The following is an 18,953-nucleotide window of genomic DNA, read 5'->3' on the forward strand; positions in this document are numbered from 1 at the left end:
ACGCGGATCCGAAATATTCGTGAATACCATCGAGGGACCGCAAAAGACATAGTCCTCAAGCTCTACGCCCTCATATACAGATACATTGTTCTGAATTTTAACATTATTTCCTATCCTGACGTTACTCCCGATGTTCACGTTTTGCCCTATTGAGCAATTTTCCCCTACAACTGAATCGGACTGAATATGAGAAAAGTGCCAGACCTTTGTGCCTTTTCCGATTTTCACTCCCTCATCGACAAAACTTGACGGGTGAATAAATGCATCCTCTTCGCTTTTATCCTTTGATTGTATTTCGGGGTTAACACTTTCGCCCGACAAGCTCCGGGTAGCCAGTTCCAATACTTTAAGTACATCTAAGGCGCTTTTACCGTCAGCTATCTCGACCGGAGTTCCGTCCAGGTGATCGATAAAGTAACTCAACTCGTTTGAGAGTGGCATCCCCTCTTCGTATTTGATAAGAGTAGTAGGTCCTTCCCTCTTGACCGGTTCTCCCCTTATAAAATCAATTCCCTTTTCATAAAATTTTATTTCTTTGGAGCCGTCCGAATCATTGAAAGAGAGCATTCCTTTCGATCCTATCAGTACCAGGCGGTGTTCCTTGAAAGGATGAAGCCAGCTTACAAATATATGCCCGACAACATTATCAGGATATTTTAAGATAGTCATAGTCGTATCATGCAAATGCGGCTGTGTGTATGCCCCGCCGCGCGATACCACCTCAACCGGTAGATTACCGGTTAAATAACCGAAGATAGAAATATCGTGCGGGGCAAAACTCCATAGTATGTTTTCCTCGGTTCTGACCGTCCCGAGATTCAACCTGTTGCTATAAATATATTGTAGTTTGCCGATCTGTCCTGAGTCTATTATTTCTTTTATCTTCCAAATCGCCGGATGAAATAAAAGGAGATGTCCGACCATTAGATTGACGTTCATTTTAATCGAGAGTTCCACCAGCTCCTCAGCCTCAGACAAATTCAATGCAAGCGGTTTCTCTACAAGCGTATGCTTCCCCTTGCCGATAAGTTGTTTTGCAATCTTAAAGTGGGTATCGGCTGGCGTTGCCACCGTATATCCATCATAGTCATGTTCTAATGCATCGTCTATCGATTCGTGTATATGCACCCCCTTATAATGAGCTAAAATCTCCCCCAACTCATCATTATTCAAATCCACAACCCCGCCGAGCGATCCCAGTTCCCTCAAGGTTTTAATATGGTTTTTACCCCAGCGCCCTGCGCCGATTACACAAATCTTCTTTCCCATTTATCCTATCACCACGCGTTGTCCTCCCGGTAAATTGTCATTAAGTTTTCGACCTTGAAGATTCAAGATCCAAAACTATTAAATGAAAATCCTGTTAATCGGCACAATATAAGGATATTAGCCGGTGGTTGAAATAACTTTTACAGAGAAGGAAGAATCTTTACTGAAGCTCTTCTATCAGTTCGCGAATCTCATTAATCCGGACCGGCTTCCTCAGTATTCTCTCAGCCGGGGGAGGTGCGTTCGCAGGAAGAGTTTCATGGCTCGGCAGTCCTGTAATTACCGCCGCAGGAAGCTTGGGATACAATGCGTGCACCTGCTGTAAGAACTCCCATCCTCCCATTTCCGGCATGTTGATGTCGGTGAATACGATGTCGATCTCCTCGCTTGCGAGAATCTTTAAGCCCTCTTTCCCGTCTCCTGCAAGATATACACTGTGGCCATCTCTGATCAAAACCCTTTTCATAATTTTACGAAATGCAGGCTCATCATCAACGACAAGTATTCGGACACTGACACCTTTTTCTCTTCTTATAGTTACAATCATTCTATGTCAATTTTTTACGACTTATATTGCCCGGAGGTTCCCATAAAGGACATTAAATCTATAAATATTATGCTGATTTGCAAGAAAAAAGTGGCTTTCAACAATAAATTTTCGATTTTATTTAAAAGTCAGTATTTTAATAGTTTGCTTCAGTAGATGTATATCGGATTCACTAATATCATCTTATTATGCGCCGTACTTCTGCTTTCCCCTTCTATCTTGACTCTCACGCACAATCAGAGTAATTTCTATCAAGCTCATAAGCAATGCCACCCTAGCTCAGTTGGTAGAGCAGCCGCCTCGTAAGCGGCAGGTCGTCGGTTCGACTCCGATGGGTGGCTCAATCCATCGCTTCTATTTAAATTATCCTCAATTACTTGCTTTACGCAGTTGTAAATTGCCAACAAATCAAGTACTTTATCGTAGTATTAACAGGCTTTTATGATTATGGATCTCTTTACCAAAAAGAACTCGGCTGATAGTGATGCAGCGGCCCCGCTCGCCGATCGGGTGCGACCGAGTACGATTGACACGTTCTTCGGGCATTCAGAATATCTCGATAAGGGCAAATTACTTCACAATCTGCTGAAAAACCGTGGGATTATCAGCGTTCTGCTTTGGGGGCCTCCGGGCACGGGAAAAACAACTCTCGCAAGGATATTAGCAAAAAACGCCGGGGCAGACTTCCGGCAGATATCAGCGGTCGATTCAGGCGTAAAAGAGCTGCGAGAGATAATAAAACTCGGCGAAGCAAATAAATTAAACGGAATAACTACTGTACTTTTCATAGACGAAATTCACCGATTCAATAAGGCTCAACAGGATGGGTTGTTATCAGCGGTAGAAAGCGGAACCTTGATCCTGATAGGCGCAACCACAGAAAACCCATCGTTCGAAGTAATTTCGCCGTTATTATCAAGAACACGTGTTATCAGACTTAACTCACTTTCAGACAAAGACATGAAATCCATATTAGACAATGCCTTAACTAATGATTCTCTGCTGGCTGAACTTGAACCGGTGATTGAGCAAAAAGCTGTCAAGCTCCTGATTGAATCAAGCAACGGCGATGCAAGACGAATGCTTAATACATTGGAATTATCAATTCGACTCGCGGGTCGGAATTCCCGCATTACTACTAAAACAGTGTCCGAAGCGCTTTTGACTCGTACACCCGGATATGATAAAAAGGGTGAGAACCATTACGACTTGATATCAGCATTTATTAAAAGCGTTCGCGGTTCAGACCCGGACGCAGCGGTATATTGGTTGGCACGGATGCTTGACGGCGGTGAAGATCCCAAGTTTATAGCGCGAAGAATGATTATTCTTGCCTCGGAAGACATCGGAAATGCTGATCCGTTAGGCATTGTATTAGCAAATAGCGCTTTCTCGGCAGTCGAAAAGATCGGGATGCCCGAAGCGCGCATAGTCTTATCCCAGGCGGCTACTTACCTTTCGGGCTCTCCCAAAAGCAATGCGGCGTATGTGGCTATAGATAAAGCATTTGATGAAATAAAAACCGGTAAAGAATATCCCGTTCCCCTTCATCTACGGAATGCACCCACAAAATTGATGAAAGAAGAAGGTTATTCCGAAGGATATATCTATCCACACGATTCACCGGATCATTTTGCCGAGCAAGAATATCTTCCGCCGGAACTTTCGAACAAAATATTCTATGAACCCTCCGAAGAGGGGCACGAACGAAAAATCGGTGAACGTCTTGCTCTTCTGTGGAATAAGCGCAAGAGATAGCAATCACGTTAACGAGTAAACGGCGCTGTTTGATTGTTCTTGTTCTGATTCATGCAAGTTTCGATTTGGGCTTTTCTCAAAAATCCGGCACGGGTGTTTTAAACCTCATTCACGCGGATGAGTTGATCACTTTCCGGGTTCAGGGGAAACAGTTCAGAAAGGCTGTCGGCAACGTGATATTTCGACAGGGAAGCACCGAAATGAAAAGCGATCAGGCCGAGTTCTTACCTAACCTGAATTGGGCTAAATTCAGCGGCAACGTAAAAATTACTGATCCCGGGAGAACATTAACCGCATTGCAGGTGATCTACCGTACGAATGAAGACCTGATGATAGCGACCGGTAACGTTTTAATAATTAGGGAGGAAAGCAGGCTTTCCGCTGACAGCATTTACTATTATCGAAGGGACAAGATTTCTATAGGCATGGGAAATGCTAAGCTGATCAGGGATGGAACTGAAATATATTCCGATAAAATCAGATATGACGAAATCCGAAAATCTGCCCGTGCCGAAGGAAACGCCCTGTTGAAAAACATTGAAGATAAAACCGAGCTTCGCGCCGGTATCATCGATTATGATCTGAACCTTGATTCTCTCACGGCAACCGTCGATCCTTTTTTGATCAAAGTTGACAGTACAGACGGTGATACTCTCTTCATTCGGAGCATCAGTATAACCGGAAACAATGCAATTTCAACTTATTATGCGCACGACTCGGTTAGGATAGACAGGCTTCAACTCCACGCCGAATCGCAATCCGCAGAATACAACGCAACGGCGGATATTATTACTCTATCAGAGGATCCGTTTGCTGTTCAGGGCGGAGAGAAACTTATGGGAGATCAAATTTTAATGCTGCTCGAGGAACAGAAAGTTACTCAAATATACGTTCCTCAGAACGCTCGAACCGAATCAAAGCGTGAATTGCTTGTCCGCCGACCTGCCGAAAAATCGCTGTCATCCGATACAACAGACAGTTTAGAACTTAAACTCACGCGTCAACTCGTCGTTGACCGGTTGAACGCAAAAACGCTTCGAATGTATATCAAAGATAACAATGTAAACAGGATAGTGGCGGCTGGAATGGCTTCGAGCGAATATCATATGGATGAAGACGGTGTGCTGCAGGGGATAAATAAGGTTTCCGGCGATACGATAGTCATCGGGTTTATTGATAACGATATCCGATCAATTCTCGTTCTGGGCGGAGCCAGAGGCACATTCTTTCCCGATAAATATGCTCAGGGAGCCGATACAACGATAAAATATAGCGCCGAAACTATCTTGTATAACATTCCGAGAGAGATAACTCGCCTGAAAACAAAATCCACAGTTCAATATCAAGATCTCACTCTCAATGCCGATGAAGTTCTGGTTGATTGGTCCAGCTCTATTCTTACAGCAACCGGCGATGAGATTACCGCGCCGGATTCTGTTATTGAAATCAGCGGTGACTCCACAATGACCATAGGCATTCCCGAGCTAATCCAAAAGGGGAATAAACCTGTTTATGGGAAGGAGATGGAATATAACCTCCTGACCCGGCGCGGCAAAATCCGTTCAGGAGAAACACGATTTCAGGACGGTTATTACACGGGAGAGACGATACTTAGGCTGGGCCCGGATATTATGACTATCAATCATGGTTATTACACCACCTGTGACCTGGATGAACCGCATTTCTACTTCAAAAGCAGGCAGATGAAACTGATAGTCAAAGATAAGGTAATAGCCCGCCCTGTGGTATTATATATAAGTGACGTTCCGGTTTTTGCCCTGCCGTTCGGGGTGTTCCCGAATAGAGGCGGGCGACACACCGGGATACTGATTCCTTCATACGGCGAAACGGGCTCTGACGGGAGGTTCCTCAGGGGCGGCGGTCTATACTGGGCTGGGAGCCAATATCACGATGCGACATTCATCGTAGATTTTTTTGATAAAAAGGGAACTCTATTTCGCGGAAGCTCAAATTACAAAAAAAGGTACACCCTTAACGGCGGAATTTCCGCGTCGTTGACTCCGAAATCGTTCAGTGACCAGAACAGAAGAAGGTGGGACCTGACGTGGAATCACACTCAAAAAATCGATCCGACTACAAACCTGAGGGGAAACGCAAGGTTTGTCTCCGACGAACGGTTTTATGACGACCTGTCGTCGAACAGAAACAGCCGGCTGAATCAACAGCTGCGATCCAATCTTACGCTAAACAAACGATGGGAGGGCAGCGGAAACGCTCTGTCCATGAATCTATCCCGAACTGAAAACTTGCAATCAAAGATTATAACCGGAAACCTTCCGGACTCTAATTTGCGCCTGTCCGAGGTGCTTCCGAGCTTTAATTTTCGTGTGGGAAGGAAACAGCTTTTCAAACCGAGCAGAGGCGATGACCAACGTTGGTTCAATTCGATTTACTATTCCTACTCAAACAACGGTGAGAGAAAACGCTCTGTAACTACTATCATTGACACGATTCACACTAACACTACTGTCATTGACACCATATTCACGGAGAAAGAAGACGTAAAGCAAAAAATCACGCACTCGATCTCAATAAACAGCCCGCAGAAAGTATTCAAATACTTCACTTTTGACCCGAACTTCAACTACAGCGAGGGCTGGATAAACGAATGGTTTGAGCCGGAAAAAGATGATGCGGGAGTTTTCTTATACGATAAAAACGGAAAAATCGAGACGACCAAAAAGGGTACGTTTAAGGCGAGGCGCACTTTTTCCACCGGGTTTCGTATGGCTACTAAAATTTACGGAAACTTTGCTCCTCGAATCGGCGCGCTTTCCTCGATAAGACACGTGATCACTCCTTCAATCGGATTCCGGTATACGCCTGATTTCAGCACCGATTTATACGGTTATTTTACAACAGGCGTTGATTCTCTCGGTAATGAGGTTCGATATGATCTGTTCCAGGGTTCTGCCATCGGATCGACCCCATCTAAAGAAACCAGAGTATTGAATTATAGCATCAGCAACACTTTTCAGGCAAAACTGCATGAAGCCGAGGAGAACGAAAGAAAAATTGAGCTGTTCAGTTTGAATCTAAACGGAGGCTATAATTATACGGCCGAGTTCAGGAAAATGAGCCCGCTTTCAGCTTCCTTCCGCACAAAATTTATCCCCGGAGCAAGCCTTGATATCTCTTCAAGATATAATTTCTATCGATGGATCGACGGAAGCATATCAAACGAATTCAGAGTCATTCCACGCCTGACGAATCTGACGTTCTCCACCAGTTTTTCTCTATCCGGAGACAGGAGAACCAGGACGGACGTGCTCCGGTCGGATGCCGTTGAACAATATGCTTCGGACAATATGGACGACAGGTTTGAACAATTGAAATTTAACGACCTTGCCGGAGAAACATGGAATTCAAGAATATCCTTGAGCTACGCGTTGAATAAATCCAATCCTGACCTGACCTCAAAAACCTTCTGGCTGAGAGGAGACCTGAATTTTAGTCCTACAAGGGGATGGTCTGTAGGTTATAATTACAACCTGGATCTTATCAGAAAAATAATCACAAACCACAGCGTAAACGTGCAACGCGATTTACATTGCTGGCGATTCTCCCTTAACTGGACTCCATCAGGTCCGGGGGCCGGCTATTACTTTATAGTTAATGTGAAATCCTCCCATCTAAGCGATCTCAAGATTGAGGAACGCGGCGGCAGGAGCAGCCTGTTCGGCAGGTAAGGATCCCGTTTAAAATAAATGCCCTCAAAATCATACCTGAAGCTTGTTAGATCGCTGCAAAAGAAAAAACATAGAAACGAACTTTCTCTGTTTCTGGTAGAGGGAGTCCGGAATTGTGAAGAACTAAAACGTTCTAAATTCATTGCCGACAGAATATTGTACACATCTCGGGTTCTATCCAATAAACGAGCTCAAACCCTGATAGACGGCTATAGCTCGGCGGGAGTGGAGTGTGAAGAAATATCACCCGAAGAGATGAATTCAATTTCAGACGCGGTTTCTGCTCAGGGGATGGTTGCCGTTGTCCGGATACCGCAAGAAATCGGTGAATTTGATGAAAACATGAATTCAGCTGTCTGTCTTGTAACAATATCTGATCCGGGTAATCTCGGTACTATCATCCGGACGGCCTCATGGTTTGGAATCGATGCAATTTTTATTTCGGACGATTCGGTAGATTTATATAATCCGAAAGTCGTACGCTCCTCCGCCGGAGCCATATTCCAAATTCCGATTTTTACCGGCGTGGATCCTTACGGTTTGATGGTTGATTCTAAAAGTAAAGGGTTTTCAACTATCGCAGCGGTTCCACATGGCGGCGAGAATATATACCATTTCACTTTTCCCGGTAAATCCGTTTTGTTTTTCGGCTCGGAAGCAGCCGGATTATCTGAAGAGATCACTTCTTCATCTGACAATCAAATTTCCATTCCGTTGCTCGGTAAGGGTGAATCTCTGAACATCGCTGTTGCTTTTGGTATAGTAATCGGAGTTATGAGTAAAACTTCATAGACCTTTTACTACTCGCAGCGCTTTTCAAGGTTTTCATTCATTAACTCGTTATCTAAAGTATTGACTTACTTAAGGGCTGAAAATAACTTATAATATCTACGTTATGGATATTAGAACAACACCTGATAAAAAGTCCGCCATGTGGATTTCCGTGCTCAGTGTCATCTTTGCCTTCGGAGTCGCCGCCTTGATCGCTCTGTTTCTGTTCCCCGTCTTCGGAATGGGAACCGTACGGTGGGTAGCCCTCATATTTGGGGAGGCGCTTATTATAGTGCCGGCGCTCATTTATGTTCGGTCGCGACACTACGATCTGCAAAAAAGCTTCAGATTGGCAACGCCACCGTCAGGCACGCTGCCTCTCGCTGCGCTAATAGGAATATCCATTCAACCCATAGCGGATGAGCTCGACAAACTATTTTCTCAGCTGTTCTCTATGCCCGAGCAGGTTCAAGAATATTTACAGAAAGCCCTTGATGCGTTCAAAATTGATAATTTGGGTTCTTTGGTGTTGATCACGCTCGGTGCTGTTATTATAGCAGCGATAACGGAGGAAATATTGTTTCGCGGATTTTTACAAAGCGCCTTCGAGCGTGACGGCTCTCCCTTCAGAGCGGTACTGATTTCCAGCCTGGTTTTTGCCGTTGTTCATTTCTCGCCGCAATTTTTTCAGATATTTCTGCTGGGCTCACTGCTCGGCTATATGGCGCTTAGAACCGATAGCCTGTACCCCGGCATCCTCCTTCATATGGTAAATAACGGAATAGCCATTACTTTCATAAATATTAACACTGAAAATTATTCGTTTTACAGTATGGGAAATCACGTATCACCATTGATACTTATCCCGTCAATATTGATATTTGTAGCATCGCTGAAATCGTTTCACACAAAAACAGCGGCACGAATAATAATTAAAAGTTCAAACCTTGAAGCAGTCTCTTAGGAATTTGGGTTATGGCGGCAGAAGTTTACAATAACATACTCGAACTTATCGGAAATACACCCATTGTGAAGCTCAATAAAGTTGTCAAAAAGAAAGGTGCTGAGGTATTCGCGAAATTAGAATACTTAAATCCCGGCTCAAGCCTCAAAGACAGGATCGCAACTTATATCCTGGATGATGCTGTCGAAAGCGGCAAATTAAAACCCGGCGGAACAATTGTTGAAGCGACAAGCGGGAATACGGGTGCGGGACTCGCAATCGCCGCCGCCGTATTAGGATACAATACGATTTTTGTAATGCCTGATAAAGTATCAAAAGAAAAAATACAGCTTTTGAAGGCATTGGGGGCGGAGGTGATAATTACTCCGACCGCCGTGGCGCCCGATTCACCCGAAAGTTATTACTCCGTGGCCAAAAAGGTTACTTCCGATACTCCTAATGCTTTTCTTTCCAACCAATATTTCAACCAGGCGAATCCGAAAGCGCATTACGAGACAACCGGACCTGAAATTTGGGAGCAGATGGGAAGTGAACTGGACGTCTTTGTATGCGGATTGGGTACTGGCGGTACAATAAGCGGCGTTGGAAAGTATTTGAAAGAAAAGAATCCTGATATAAAGATTATCGGCGCCGACCCTTACGGATCGATTTTGAAGACATTTAAGGAAAGCGAGGTTTTGACCCAGGGAACTCCCTATCTCGTGGAGGGAATAGGAGAAGACATCATACCGGGCACTCTTCATTTGAAGTATGTGGATGAAATAATAAATGTTACGGACCGTGATTCGTTCAGAATGTCCAGACGGCTCACCCGCGAAGAGGGAATTTTTTGCGGCGGCTCCTCCGGGACGATTGCGCATGTTGCAGTAAACATTGCTTCTAAAATGAAGTCCGGAGAAAAAGTTCTTTGTATTATCCCTGACACCGGCGAGAGGTATTTATCGAAGCACCACTCGGACGAGTGGATGAGGGAAAAGCGGCTCCTTGGATCCGAGCTGACCACTGTTCGGTTGATATACGAAACTAAACCGGATAAAATTCCTCCCCTTCTATCCGTAAGCAAAGACCAATACGTAAAAGATGCGTTAAAACTCATGAACGAATATAATGTTTCACAAATTCCCGTGATTGATGACAACGACTCCATCGGCTGTGTTCGGGAGAACAGGCTCCTCAGTAAGGTTCTTGACGATTCTGAGAACGTTAATCTGTTGATAGGAGAAATTATGGACAAGCCGTTACCGGTAATTGACGAAAGCAGCAATATAAAAAGCGCATCGAAAACCCTGAAAAAATCACCCGCTGCGCTTGTCCGCGACAGGGGAAAGATTGTGGGAATTATAACAAGGTTCGATATTCTTGAATTCACCGCCCATCTGGAATAACTGATGCAGCCTCCTGAATCACACGTATTGTTAGACACTTACCGCAAGCTTATCCGGCGCGGCGCCACGAAGCATATATTGAATATGTTCAATAAAACCCACCCGGCGGATACGGCGGTATTGTTCAGGCATTTTTCTCAAAAAGAAAGAATAATACTTTTCTCAAACATGTCGCCGGAATATGCTGCTGAAGTAACGCGGGAATTGGATGAGACGCTGATTGTGGAGCTGCTGACCCAAAGCCAGGCAAATGATATCGTTATGTTGTTAAAACACATTCCCTCGGATGATGAAGCTGATATACTCGGCATTCTCCCCGAAGACTTGGTTGATGAAATACTCAACCTGTTGAAGGTGGAAGAAACAAGCGAAATGGAAGAACTCCTCAAATACGACCCGCTTTCCGCCGGTGGTATTATGACTCCCCAATATTTCGCACTAAATGAAACGACCAGCGTGCAGGATGCCATAGACTCGCTCCAAAAATCCGAAGAAGCCGAAATGGCATTTTATCTCTATGTTACTGACGACAGGAACCACCTCGTGGGCGTTGTTTCGCTCAGGCAGCTCATCACAAACCTACCCACAATGAAGCTTTCCGAGATAATGAACGAAAAGCCGATATCCGTAACGACGGAGATAGAACAGGGTGAAGTCGCAAAGCTTGTTTCGAGATACAACATCATCGCGATACCGGTAGTGGATTCTGAGAACAAATTACTGGGTATAATTACCGTAGATGACATAATTGACGTCATAAGAGAAGAAGCTACGGAAGATTTTTTCAGAATGGCAGGCGCTGGAAAGGACAGGGAGATATTGCTGAAATCAACTTTTGGGGCGGCAAAATTACGATTCCCCTGGCTTCTTGCGACGTGGCTCGGTGGAATTATGGCATCTCTGATCATAGGTCTTTATAAGGATTTTTTAGCAAATTGGATAATTATTGCCGCCTATATGCCTATCATAGTCGGTATGGGCGGAAACATAGGAACCCAGTCCTCTACCATTATCGTAAGGGGACTTGCAACGGGAAGGGTTACATTCAAATCTTCCTGGAACATTTTGATTAAAGAGATGCGCGTCGGACTCTTACTCGGAGTTACATATGGAGTGTTGCTCACGATTTTCGCCGGCTATTTTTTTGAGGCGAATCTGACTATCGGACTGGCTGCCGGAATCGGAATTCTCTCCTCCATGGCTCTTGCCACGCTAACCGGAACTATGGCGCCTATACTACTTCAAAGATTCAATATTGACCCCGCTGTTGCGGCAGGACCATTCGTGACCACTTCCATCGACATACTCGGTATAGCGCTTTATCTTTACGTTGCTGCATCCATGCTTGAATGACATACCCGTATCGTTAGCTGCCGTTTCAAATATTTTGCCTCCGTTCAATGCGCTAATAATTTTAATAGGTCTGCTTCACGGGCTTGTTATTATTTTCTTTCTGACAGGACTTCTTAGGAATAATAAGAAAAGACAAAATAACTACACACCCTTCGTATCCATAATAATCGCCGCGCATAACGAAGCCCAGGGAATTGGAGATTGCCTGAACACTATCCTCGACCAATCTTATCCGTCAGACTCATATGAGATCATCGTAGTTGATGACAGGTCCACGGACGAGACGGCTGAAATAGCAAAGACCTATTCGGCCAAACACGCGAACCTGAGTGTGGTGCACATCGACTCGGTCCCAAGCGGCATACATCCCAAGAAAAATGCTATAACGGAGGGTGTAAAAATTGCCCGTGGAGAAATAATAATCGAAACCGATGCCGACGTATCAGTCGGTAAGAATTGGATCAAATCTATTACAAGCAGCTTTACACCCGATGTGGGTTTGGTGGTCGGGTCTTCGACAATACGCAAAGGTAAAAACAGATTCTTGGAAAACTTTCAGGCTGTTGATTTTCTAATGCTTGTTGCATCTGCCCAGGGGGCGTTAGGACACGGCATGCCGATGGGGGCAACCGGGCAAAATTTGGCGTATCGAAAAAAAGTGTTCGATGAAGTAGGCGGATTGTCAATTGATACCCGAAGATACGTCAGCAATGATATCCTTTTCCTCACTAAGGTGACGAAGACCGGCTGGAAAATAGCAGGCAATAAAGATCGGGATGCCATCGTTTCGACGCTTGCCGTTGAGGGGTGGAGGCAGTTTTTTTCTCAACGGACACGGTGGGCTTCAAATGCTTACTGGAAAGAGATCAATTCACTCTTGTTGCTCATGTTGGGTGTCAACTACTTTATGAATCTGTTCGTTTTGAACGGTGTTTTCCAGCTGCTCTCAACCCAATCTATTTCTATGCCTTTAGTTTATTTGATCATTTACAAATTTGTAACCGAAGCTATTTTCTTAACCGTTGCGTCCGCTCCTTTCGGTCGCAGGGATCTATTAAGAAGTTTTCCGGCATGGTTCATGGTGGTTACGCCTTATATAATCCTTGTCGGTTTACTGGGGGGAATAGGAATCTTTAAATGGAAAGGCTATAGGGTAAGGTCGGTTTGAGCCTGATAGTAGTTTTAGCTCTAATTTATGCCGCGCTGATATTTTGGCTAACGGCAGGATTGCTCAAAGGTAAAAAAGTCTCCGGTTCCGGATATAGACCTAAAGTATCGGTGATTATTGCCGCACGAAACGAAGAATTGAATTTAGAACAATGCCTATTATCTCTTTCGAATCAAGACTATCCGGAAAACCTTTATGATGTATATATTATTGATGACAGGTCGGAAGACAAAACAAGGAAAATCGTTTCCAAGTTTACCGATCAACAACCCAATTTCAACTTGATCGTTGTGGATGAAGTCCCCTTTAATGTCTCACCTAAAAAGAATGCTATTCAAAAGGGAATCGATGCATCGGACGGAGAAATAATAATGACGACGGATGCTGACTGTTCCCCTCCCGAGGGTTGGATATCGGGTATCGTTTCGCATTACAATGATGAAAAGATAGGAATGGTAGCCGGGTATGCACCGTTATATAAAAAAAATAAAGGACTAAAGGAAAGCCTTCTGAAGCTTGACGCTCTGTCTATCGCCGCAGTCGCATCCGGTTCGATCGGAATTGGATATCCGGTTACATGTACCGGAAGAAATTTTTCTTACCGCCGGAGTGTTTATGAATCTATCAACGGATTCGAGGGATTGTGGCATTTCATGAGCGGTGACGATGACCTGTTGCTGCACAAGGCAAACAAAAAAGGGATAAAAATTTCTTATTCCTTTTTGTCATCTACGTTCGTTGAATCAAAAACTTACAGTGAAATCGGCGAAATATCAAACCAAAGAAGAAGGCACGCATCAAAAACACCGCACTACTATTCATTAACTGGTATGACAGGATTGAAAATCGCCCTTCCCTTAGTCTATCTTCTAAACTTGTTCATAGTTTCTGGGCTGCTCGGAATCGGGGTCAGTCCTGCAGTTTTAGCCGTCTCGTTACTCTTGAAATCAACGGCGGAATTTTCACTTTTATACACATTTTCATCTTTCACCGGAGACAGAAACGTTCTTAAATATTTTCCCCTTGCCCTCTTGATTCATCCATTTTATGTTGTAATTTATGGCGCCTGGGGTGCTTTAGGGAAATTCACATGGAAAGGACAAACAAGCAATCCTCTTAAGAGCAGTTAGTTCAAAATTATCTTCATCTCGGCTCAGAGTTATGCTTAGTACGGCGCTCCGAAACGCACGTGTGGTCAGTGCCTATAAATTATGGAACGCCCTTTTGGTCGCCACCTCATTTTATCTTTCCCGCTACTTCAAAAGAGTCGTTCACTGGGGTAACCCGCTTATTCTCATGGTAGAACCTACTAATTATTGCAATTTAAAGTGCCCGCTCTGCCCATCAGGCAATGGGATGATGCAAAGGAATAAGGGAATGATGGAGCTCGATCTTTTCAAACGACTCATAAACTCTACTAAGGATTCGTTGTTTTTAGCAATGTTCTGGAATCAAGGCGAACCGTTCCTGAATAAAACGCTCCTTGACCAGGTGAAGTATGCGTACGAAAATAATGTTGCAACGGTCATAAGCACAAATGCGCACTACATTAGAACCCGGGCGGAGGCTGCAGCAGTGATAAATTCGGGCTTGAGCGAACTTATTATTTCACTTGACGGCGCCACAAAAGAAACTTATCTCGAATATCGGATAGGTGGAGACTTTGAAAAAGTACTCGCTGCTATTCGGCTGCTCTCAGCCGAAAAGAAACGAACCGGTGCCCTGAGTCCTATAATTCACATCCAATTTTTACTTTTCAAGCACAATCAGCATGAGGTTGAACGTATAAGCCAAATGGCTAATGAACTGGGAGCTGATAAATATTCTTTTAAAACTGCGCAGGTCTACACCGACGCCGATGCAGAGAAATTTCTACCGACCATTTCAAGCATGAACCGGTATGATGTCACCAACGGGTCCCGGACGCTTAAAGCTAATTGGCATGCCGGCTGCAAACGCATTTGGTTTACGGCTATGGTAAACTGGGATGGCTCGATCGCTCCGTGCTGTTATGACAAAGACGTCGATTTCAAGTTAGGCGACGCAACCGGAGAGGAAATAAATAGTGTCTGGGATGGTGATAACTTTAACCAATTTCGTGAAACAGTTTTAAAAGACAGACAGTCAATTGAAATGTGCCTCAATTGCACCGAGGGATTGAAGGTTAAACAGTTCCACAAGGTCAGATGGATATCACAATAAACCGGAAAACTACTGTTTGCATTATATACTTTACCCAATTATTTTTCCTGCATGTTCAGCCGAATCACTTCAACGGTTATGTCACCTGATCTCTTAACGCGTCTTCCCCCTATAAGTTTTTTATGAAAAATACACTGTCTGATTTTTTCGGGGCATTCCGTAAAACCATTATTGTATGGACGCTGCTGATTATCTTCGTTATTGCCGGAGTTTATTTCGGTGTACCAAAGAAAATTATCGGCGGGGGCATCATAGCTGTCGGATGGGTGACAGGCGCTTTCGCCGGGCTGATGATAATGATAGGCCTTGTTCCCTTGGTCGGCCCTATCATCGTAAGCGTCCTTTCGCTGCCTGTTATCTGGCTTTTAAACGGACTTGGATACTTTGTTTCGATAATTGCTATAAAAAAGGGTTATAGCAAGGAAGTGGTAAATTCCCGAATATTAACAGCAGTCCTTATAGTTGGAATTGTTATTGGATACGTCATATCGAAACTGATAGATTATTTTGGGGATACAGGCTTTAATATAATGTGATCTGTTTTCGGTTCAGATCATCTTTCGGGAAATAAGTCGATCTGTAAATTTTCCGGCTCAAAATTAAACAGTTTCACGCCTATCAGGCGTATACTTCTTCCTTTTTTGAAGTTCGAATAAATCATCTGCTCGGTGAGATTCTGAATTATTAGCGTATCGTTACTCGAACGGGCGAGAGTTTTTGTCCGTGTGATAGTATCGAAATTTTCGAATCTCATCTTGATCCCGATACTTCTTGCCGTCAAACCTTTCTCTTTCATGAGGCGACATATATCAGCACACATCCTTGACGCCGTTTCTGCCAATCGTTCTGGTTTTTGAACATCAACTCTAAATGTTCGTTCCTTGCTTATGGATTTTCTCCTGTGTTCCAACAAGAGTTTATCGCTCGCAATCCCTCTGGCTCTTTTATATAGACCTTCCCCGTGTATCCCGAATCTACTGCGAAGTTCTTTTTCGCTTAAACCTCTTAATTCGGCTATTGATCTTATGCCCAAATTCTTTAACCGCTCGCGCGTCTTAGGACCAACGCCCGGTATAACGCCAACGTCCATAGGGCGGAGAAATCCGGCTTCTTTTCCCGGAAGTATTTCTAAAATACCTTCCGGCTTTGCATGATCTGACGCTATCTTCGCCATCATTCTGTTGGTTCCTATTCCGATCGATACCGACAACTTCAAGTCTCTTGAAATTCTTAGTTTGATTTCTTCTGCAACGTTTAACGCTTTGTTTCCATTCGCTTCTATAGAGTCTGTCAGATCCACATATCCCTCGTCGATGCTCGTCCGCTCCACGTGCGGAGAATATTCTTTCAATATGCTGAAGACACTGTTTGAATATCGCGAATATTCACCGAACCTCCCGCTTATTCTGATCAAGTGTGGACATAATTTGAATGCTCTGAACATAGGCATCGCTGAGTGAATTCCATATTTCCTTGCTTCATATGATGCGGAGGCAACAACACCTCTTCCAGTCGGGCTTCCACCAACAACCACCGGTTTACCCTTAAGACTTGTATCTTTCGCCTGTTCGACTGAAACGTAAAACTGATCGATGTCCATATGTGCTATTATCGCCATGGCTGCCTTAACCGCCTTTCTATAGGTATTTTCGAAGGATGCCTATTACTACCCCCCTTATTTGTACGCTGTCGGCGGGCAGTATAAGCGGCAACATTTTTTCATTCGCCGGCTGCAGTCTTATTTTACCGTTCTCCGGATAGAATTTCTTTATAGTCGCCTCGTCTCCCCCTACAAGCGCGACTACCGTTTCGCCGCTTTCGGCATTGGATCGCTCTTCCACAATTACATAGTCACCGTCCCTTATCTGTTCATCTATCATCGAATTACCCCTGACTTTCAAGACGTAGTGGCTTCCGAATCCTATCATATCTCCCGGTACGCTTATCTCCTCAGTGGGGTCTTCTATGGCGACAATAGGCTCGCCAGCAGCGACAAGTCCAAGCAGCGGAAGATTTACAGCCTTGATTTCAGACGGTTCTGAAACGATCTCAATTGACCTGCTTCGATTCCACTGTTTGGTAATCATCCCCTTTTCCACAAGATGCTTTAAATGTTTGTGCACCGTCCCCTTAGATCGATATCCGAGTCCGTCCGCTATCTCTTCGTAGCTCGGCGAGTATCCATTCAATTCCTGAAAGCTGCCGATGTAGTCCATGACACGCCGCTGTTTTTTTGTGAGTACCAACATAGCCTCCTATCAATTAGTGAACAAAATGCGTACGTATTATAAGCGTACAAAAAGCGTATGTCAAGCTTTTTCGCTGAGCTTTCAGTAAATTACAATCTGCGCTATATTTTATTCTGACTACGGAATTGTTAAGAGGAGGCGTATTCCAGCTTTTTCTTTAACCGTTCTACGCTGTCCTTGAACTCGCTGTCCTCGCGTACACGTCCTGCTATCAGCTTACAGGCATAGATCACTGTGCTGTGATCTCTACCTCCGAAATGCAGCCCTATAGTCTTTAGAGAATGCCCTGTGAGTATCCTGGTTAGGTACATAGCTATTTGCCGTGTCGTGGCTACTTCCATTTGCCTGCCTTTTCCGATAATAGCATTTGACTCTATTCCGAATTCCTGTGCGGTGTGAGAGATAATATCCTCGATAGTGGTCTGAGCTTTTGAGCTTCCGAGGACTTCCTTCAGCACTCTTCTCGCAAGATGCAGGTCAATCTCGACCGCCGAAAGGGATGCGTAAGCCAACAGTCTTATCAGCGAACCCTTAAGCTCCCTGATATTTCCTTTAATGTTTGTAGCAAAGAGCTCTATGATATCGGCGGAAACAGGTATTTGATTTTCCTCCGCCATACGGTTAAGAATAGCAATTCTCGTTTCGAGCTCGGGCTCTTGAACGTCAGCTGACAACCCAGCCTGAAATCTTGAAATCAGCCTTCCCTCCATCCCCAGCAAATCGCGGGGCGGTCTGTCGGAGGTTAATACTATTTGTTTATTATCCTGATACAGGGCATTGAACGTATGAAAAAATTGCTCCTGAGTTTGTTCCTTTTTAATAAAAAACTGTATGTCGTCGACTATGAGCAAATCTATGCTGCGATAATAGCGTGTAAACGCGTCTGTCCTTCTCTTTTCCAACGCATTAATAAATTCGAGTGTGAAAATCTCGCTTGGGACGTACAGGACACGTTCAGCCGTTCCTGTTGCCCGGGCATGATTTCCTATCGCCTGAGCCAGATGTGTTTTGCCCAATCCTACCCCCCCGTATATGAAGAGCGGGTTGAACGAAGTTTTACCGGGTGAATCTCCCACCGCCTGAGCCGCAGCTCTTGCAAATTGATTAGAGGATCCCTCTACGAACGTTTCAAATGTGTATTGGTCGTTCAGTCCGCTTTTGTCGTCTTTTTCGACCCTCCTTTTTTCCATAGATGAGTTAAAGGTCTCCGCCAAAGGACTATCAGCGGGCACGACATAATCTAAAACTATATCAGTATACCCCGCGTTTCTTAAAGCTGCGCGTAAGACTTCGCTGTAATGGCTTTCTATCCATTCAACGTGATAACGATTCGGCATACGCAAAGTCATTAAACCGTCTTCTAATTTGACAGATTTGATCGGTCGGAACCATGTCTCAAAAGACTGTTCTCCTAAGTTCGATTTTAAGTATTCCAGGCAGCCATCCCATAGCTCCTGGTGTAATGCATCTTGATTATAGTTTAGTGACAATTCTCCTCTTCCTTTTTGGTTATATTGTTATTTTAATCCGAAAAACATAAATAAAATTGCCCGTATCCTGATATCTACCCTAAGATG

General features: G+C 44.3%; 15 protein-coding genes, 1 tRNA gene and 1 pseudogene. 11 read left to right on the forward strand and 6 right to left on the reverse strand.

Features of this window, described 5'->3' with window-relative positions; translation table 11 throughout:
- The 3 genes and pseudogenes from IID12_01170 to IID12_01180 all read right to left on the reverse strand — a co-directional run.
- On the reverse strand, positions 1-258 hold a 258-nt coding region (locus tag IID12_01170), incomplete at its 3' end, for an N-acetyltransferase (GenBank protein ID MCH8287704.1).
- Between the two features lie 60 nt (positions 259-318).
- A pseudogene (locus IID12_01175) lies at positions 319-1,269 on the reverse strand (Gfo/Idh/MocA family oxidoreductase).
- Between the two features lie 160 nt (positions 1,270-1,429).
- Positions 1,430-1,816 (reverse strand): response regulator, encoded by a 387-nt coding sequence (locus tag IID12_01180; GenBank protein ID MCH8287705.1) that lies wholly within the window; start codon positions 1,814-1,816, stop codon positions 1,430-1,432.
- A 268-nt stretch (positions 1,817-2,084) separates the two neighbouring features.
- Here IID12_01180 and IID12_01185 point away from each other — a divergent pair.
- The 11 genes from IID12_01185 to IID12_01235 all read left to right on the forward strand — a co-directional run bounded on the left by IID12_01185 (position 2,085) and on the right by IID12_01235 (position 15,663).
- Positions 2,085-2,157, forward strand: a tRNA-Thr gene (locus tag IID12_01185).
- A gap of 106 nt (positions 2,158-2,263) precedes the next feature.
- Positions 2,264-3,574: a replication-associated recombination protein A gene (locus IID12_01190; protein ID MCH8287706.1), complete on the forward strand. Its 1,311-nt coding sequence runs from the start codon at positions 2,264-2,266 to the stop codon at positions 3,572-3,574.
- 29 nt (positions 3,575-3,603) lie between these two features.
- On the forward strand, positions 3,604-7,284 hold the full coding sequence (locus tag IID12_01195; GenBank protein MCH8287707.1) for a hypothetical protein: 3,681 nt from the start codon (positions 3,604-3,606) through the stop codon (positions 7,282-7,284).
- A gap of 18 nt (positions 7,285-7,302) precedes the next feature.
- Positions 7,303-8,076: an RNA methyltransferase gene (locus IID12_01200; protein ID MCH8287708.1), complete on the forward strand. Its 774-nt coding sequence runs from the start codon at positions 7,303-7,305 to the stop codon at positions 8,074-8,076.
- Positions 8,077-8,179: 103 nt separating this feature from the next.
- A complete protein-coding gene (locus IID12_01205; protein ID MCH8287709.1) occupies positions 8,180-9,019 on the forward strand; it encodes a CPBP family intramembrane metalloprotease in 840 nt (279 codons plus the stop codon).
- An 11-nt stretch (positions 9,020-9,030) separates the two neighbouring features.
- Positions 9,031-10,404: a cystathionine beta-synthase gene (locus tag IID12_01210; GenBank protein ID MCH8287710.1), complete on the forward strand. Its 1,374-nt coding sequence runs from the start codon at positions 9,031-9,033 to the stop codon at positions 10,402-10,404.
- A 3-nt stretch (positions 10,405-10,407) separates the two neighbouring features.
- Complete coding sequence (mgtE, locus tag IID12_01215; GenBank protein ID MCH8287711.1) at positions 10,408-11,757, forward strand: magnesium transporter; 1,350 nt, start codon at positions 10,408-10,410, stop codon at positions 11,755-11,757.
- Positions 11,750-12,925, forward strand: coding sequence for a glycosyltransferase (locus IID12_01220; protein ID MCH8287712.1), 1,176 nt, complete (start codon positions 11,750-11,752; stop codon positions 12,923-12,925). The genes mgtE and IID12_01220 overlap by 8 nt, the downstream gene beginning before the upstream one ends.
- Positions 12,922-14,055, forward strand: coding sequence for a glycosyltransferase (locus tag IID12_01225; protein ID MCH8287713.1), 1,134 nt, complete (start codon positions 12,922-12,924; stop codon positions 14,053-14,055). Before IID12_01220 ends, IID12_01225 begins: the two co-directional genes overlap by 4 nt.
- 31 nt (positions 14,056-14,086) lie before the next feature.
- Positions 14,087-15,127 carry an SPASM domain-containing protein gene (locus IID12_01230; GenBank protein MCH8287714.1) on the forward strand — a complete coding sequence of 347 codons (1,041 nt, stop codon included), beginning with the start codon at positions 14,087-14,089 and terminating at the stop codon, positions 15,125-15,127.
- A gap of 122 nt (positions 15,128-15,249) precedes the next feature.
- Positions 15,250-15,663 (forward strand): hypothetical protein, encoded by a 414-nt coding sequence (locus IID12_01235; protein MCH8287715.1) that lies wholly within the window; start codon positions 15,250-15,252, stop codon positions 15,661-15,663.
- Between the two features lie 17 nt (positions 15,664-15,680).
- Here IID12_01235 and dinB read toward each other — a convergent pair whose 3' ends face one another.
- The 3 genes from dinB to dnaA form a co-directional block, all read right to left on the reverse strand.
- Positions 15,681-16,745 carry a DNA polymerase IV gene (dinB, locus tag IID12_01240; GenBank protein ID MCH8287716.1) on the reverse strand — a complete coding sequence of 355 codons (1,065 nt, stop codon included), beginning with the start codon at positions 16,743-16,745 and terminating at the stop codon, positions 15,681-15,683.
- A 19-nt stretch (positions 16,746-16,764) separates the two neighbouring features.
- The gene (gene lexA, locus IID12_01245; GenBank protein MCH8287717.1) at positions 16,765-17,373 is read right to left on the reverse strand and encodes a transcriptional repressor LexA; all 609 of its coding nucleotides are present in this window, start codon (positions 17,371-17,373) and stop codon (positions 16,765-16,767) included.
- A 131-nt stretch (positions 17,374-17,504) separates the two neighbouring features.
- Positions 17,505-18,866, reverse strand: a complete 1,362-nt coding sequence (dnaA, locus tag IID12_01250) for a chromosomal replication initiator protein DnaA (GenBank protein ID MCH8287718.1) — start codon at positions 18,864-18,866, stop codon at positions 17,505-17,507.
- Between the last annotated feature and the right edge of the window lie 87 nt (positions 18,867-18,953).

This window comes from Candidatus Neomarinimicrobiota bacterium, from assembly GCA_022567655.1.
Lineage (GTDB): Bacteria > Fidelibacterota > SORT01 > SORT01 > SORT01 > JADFGO01.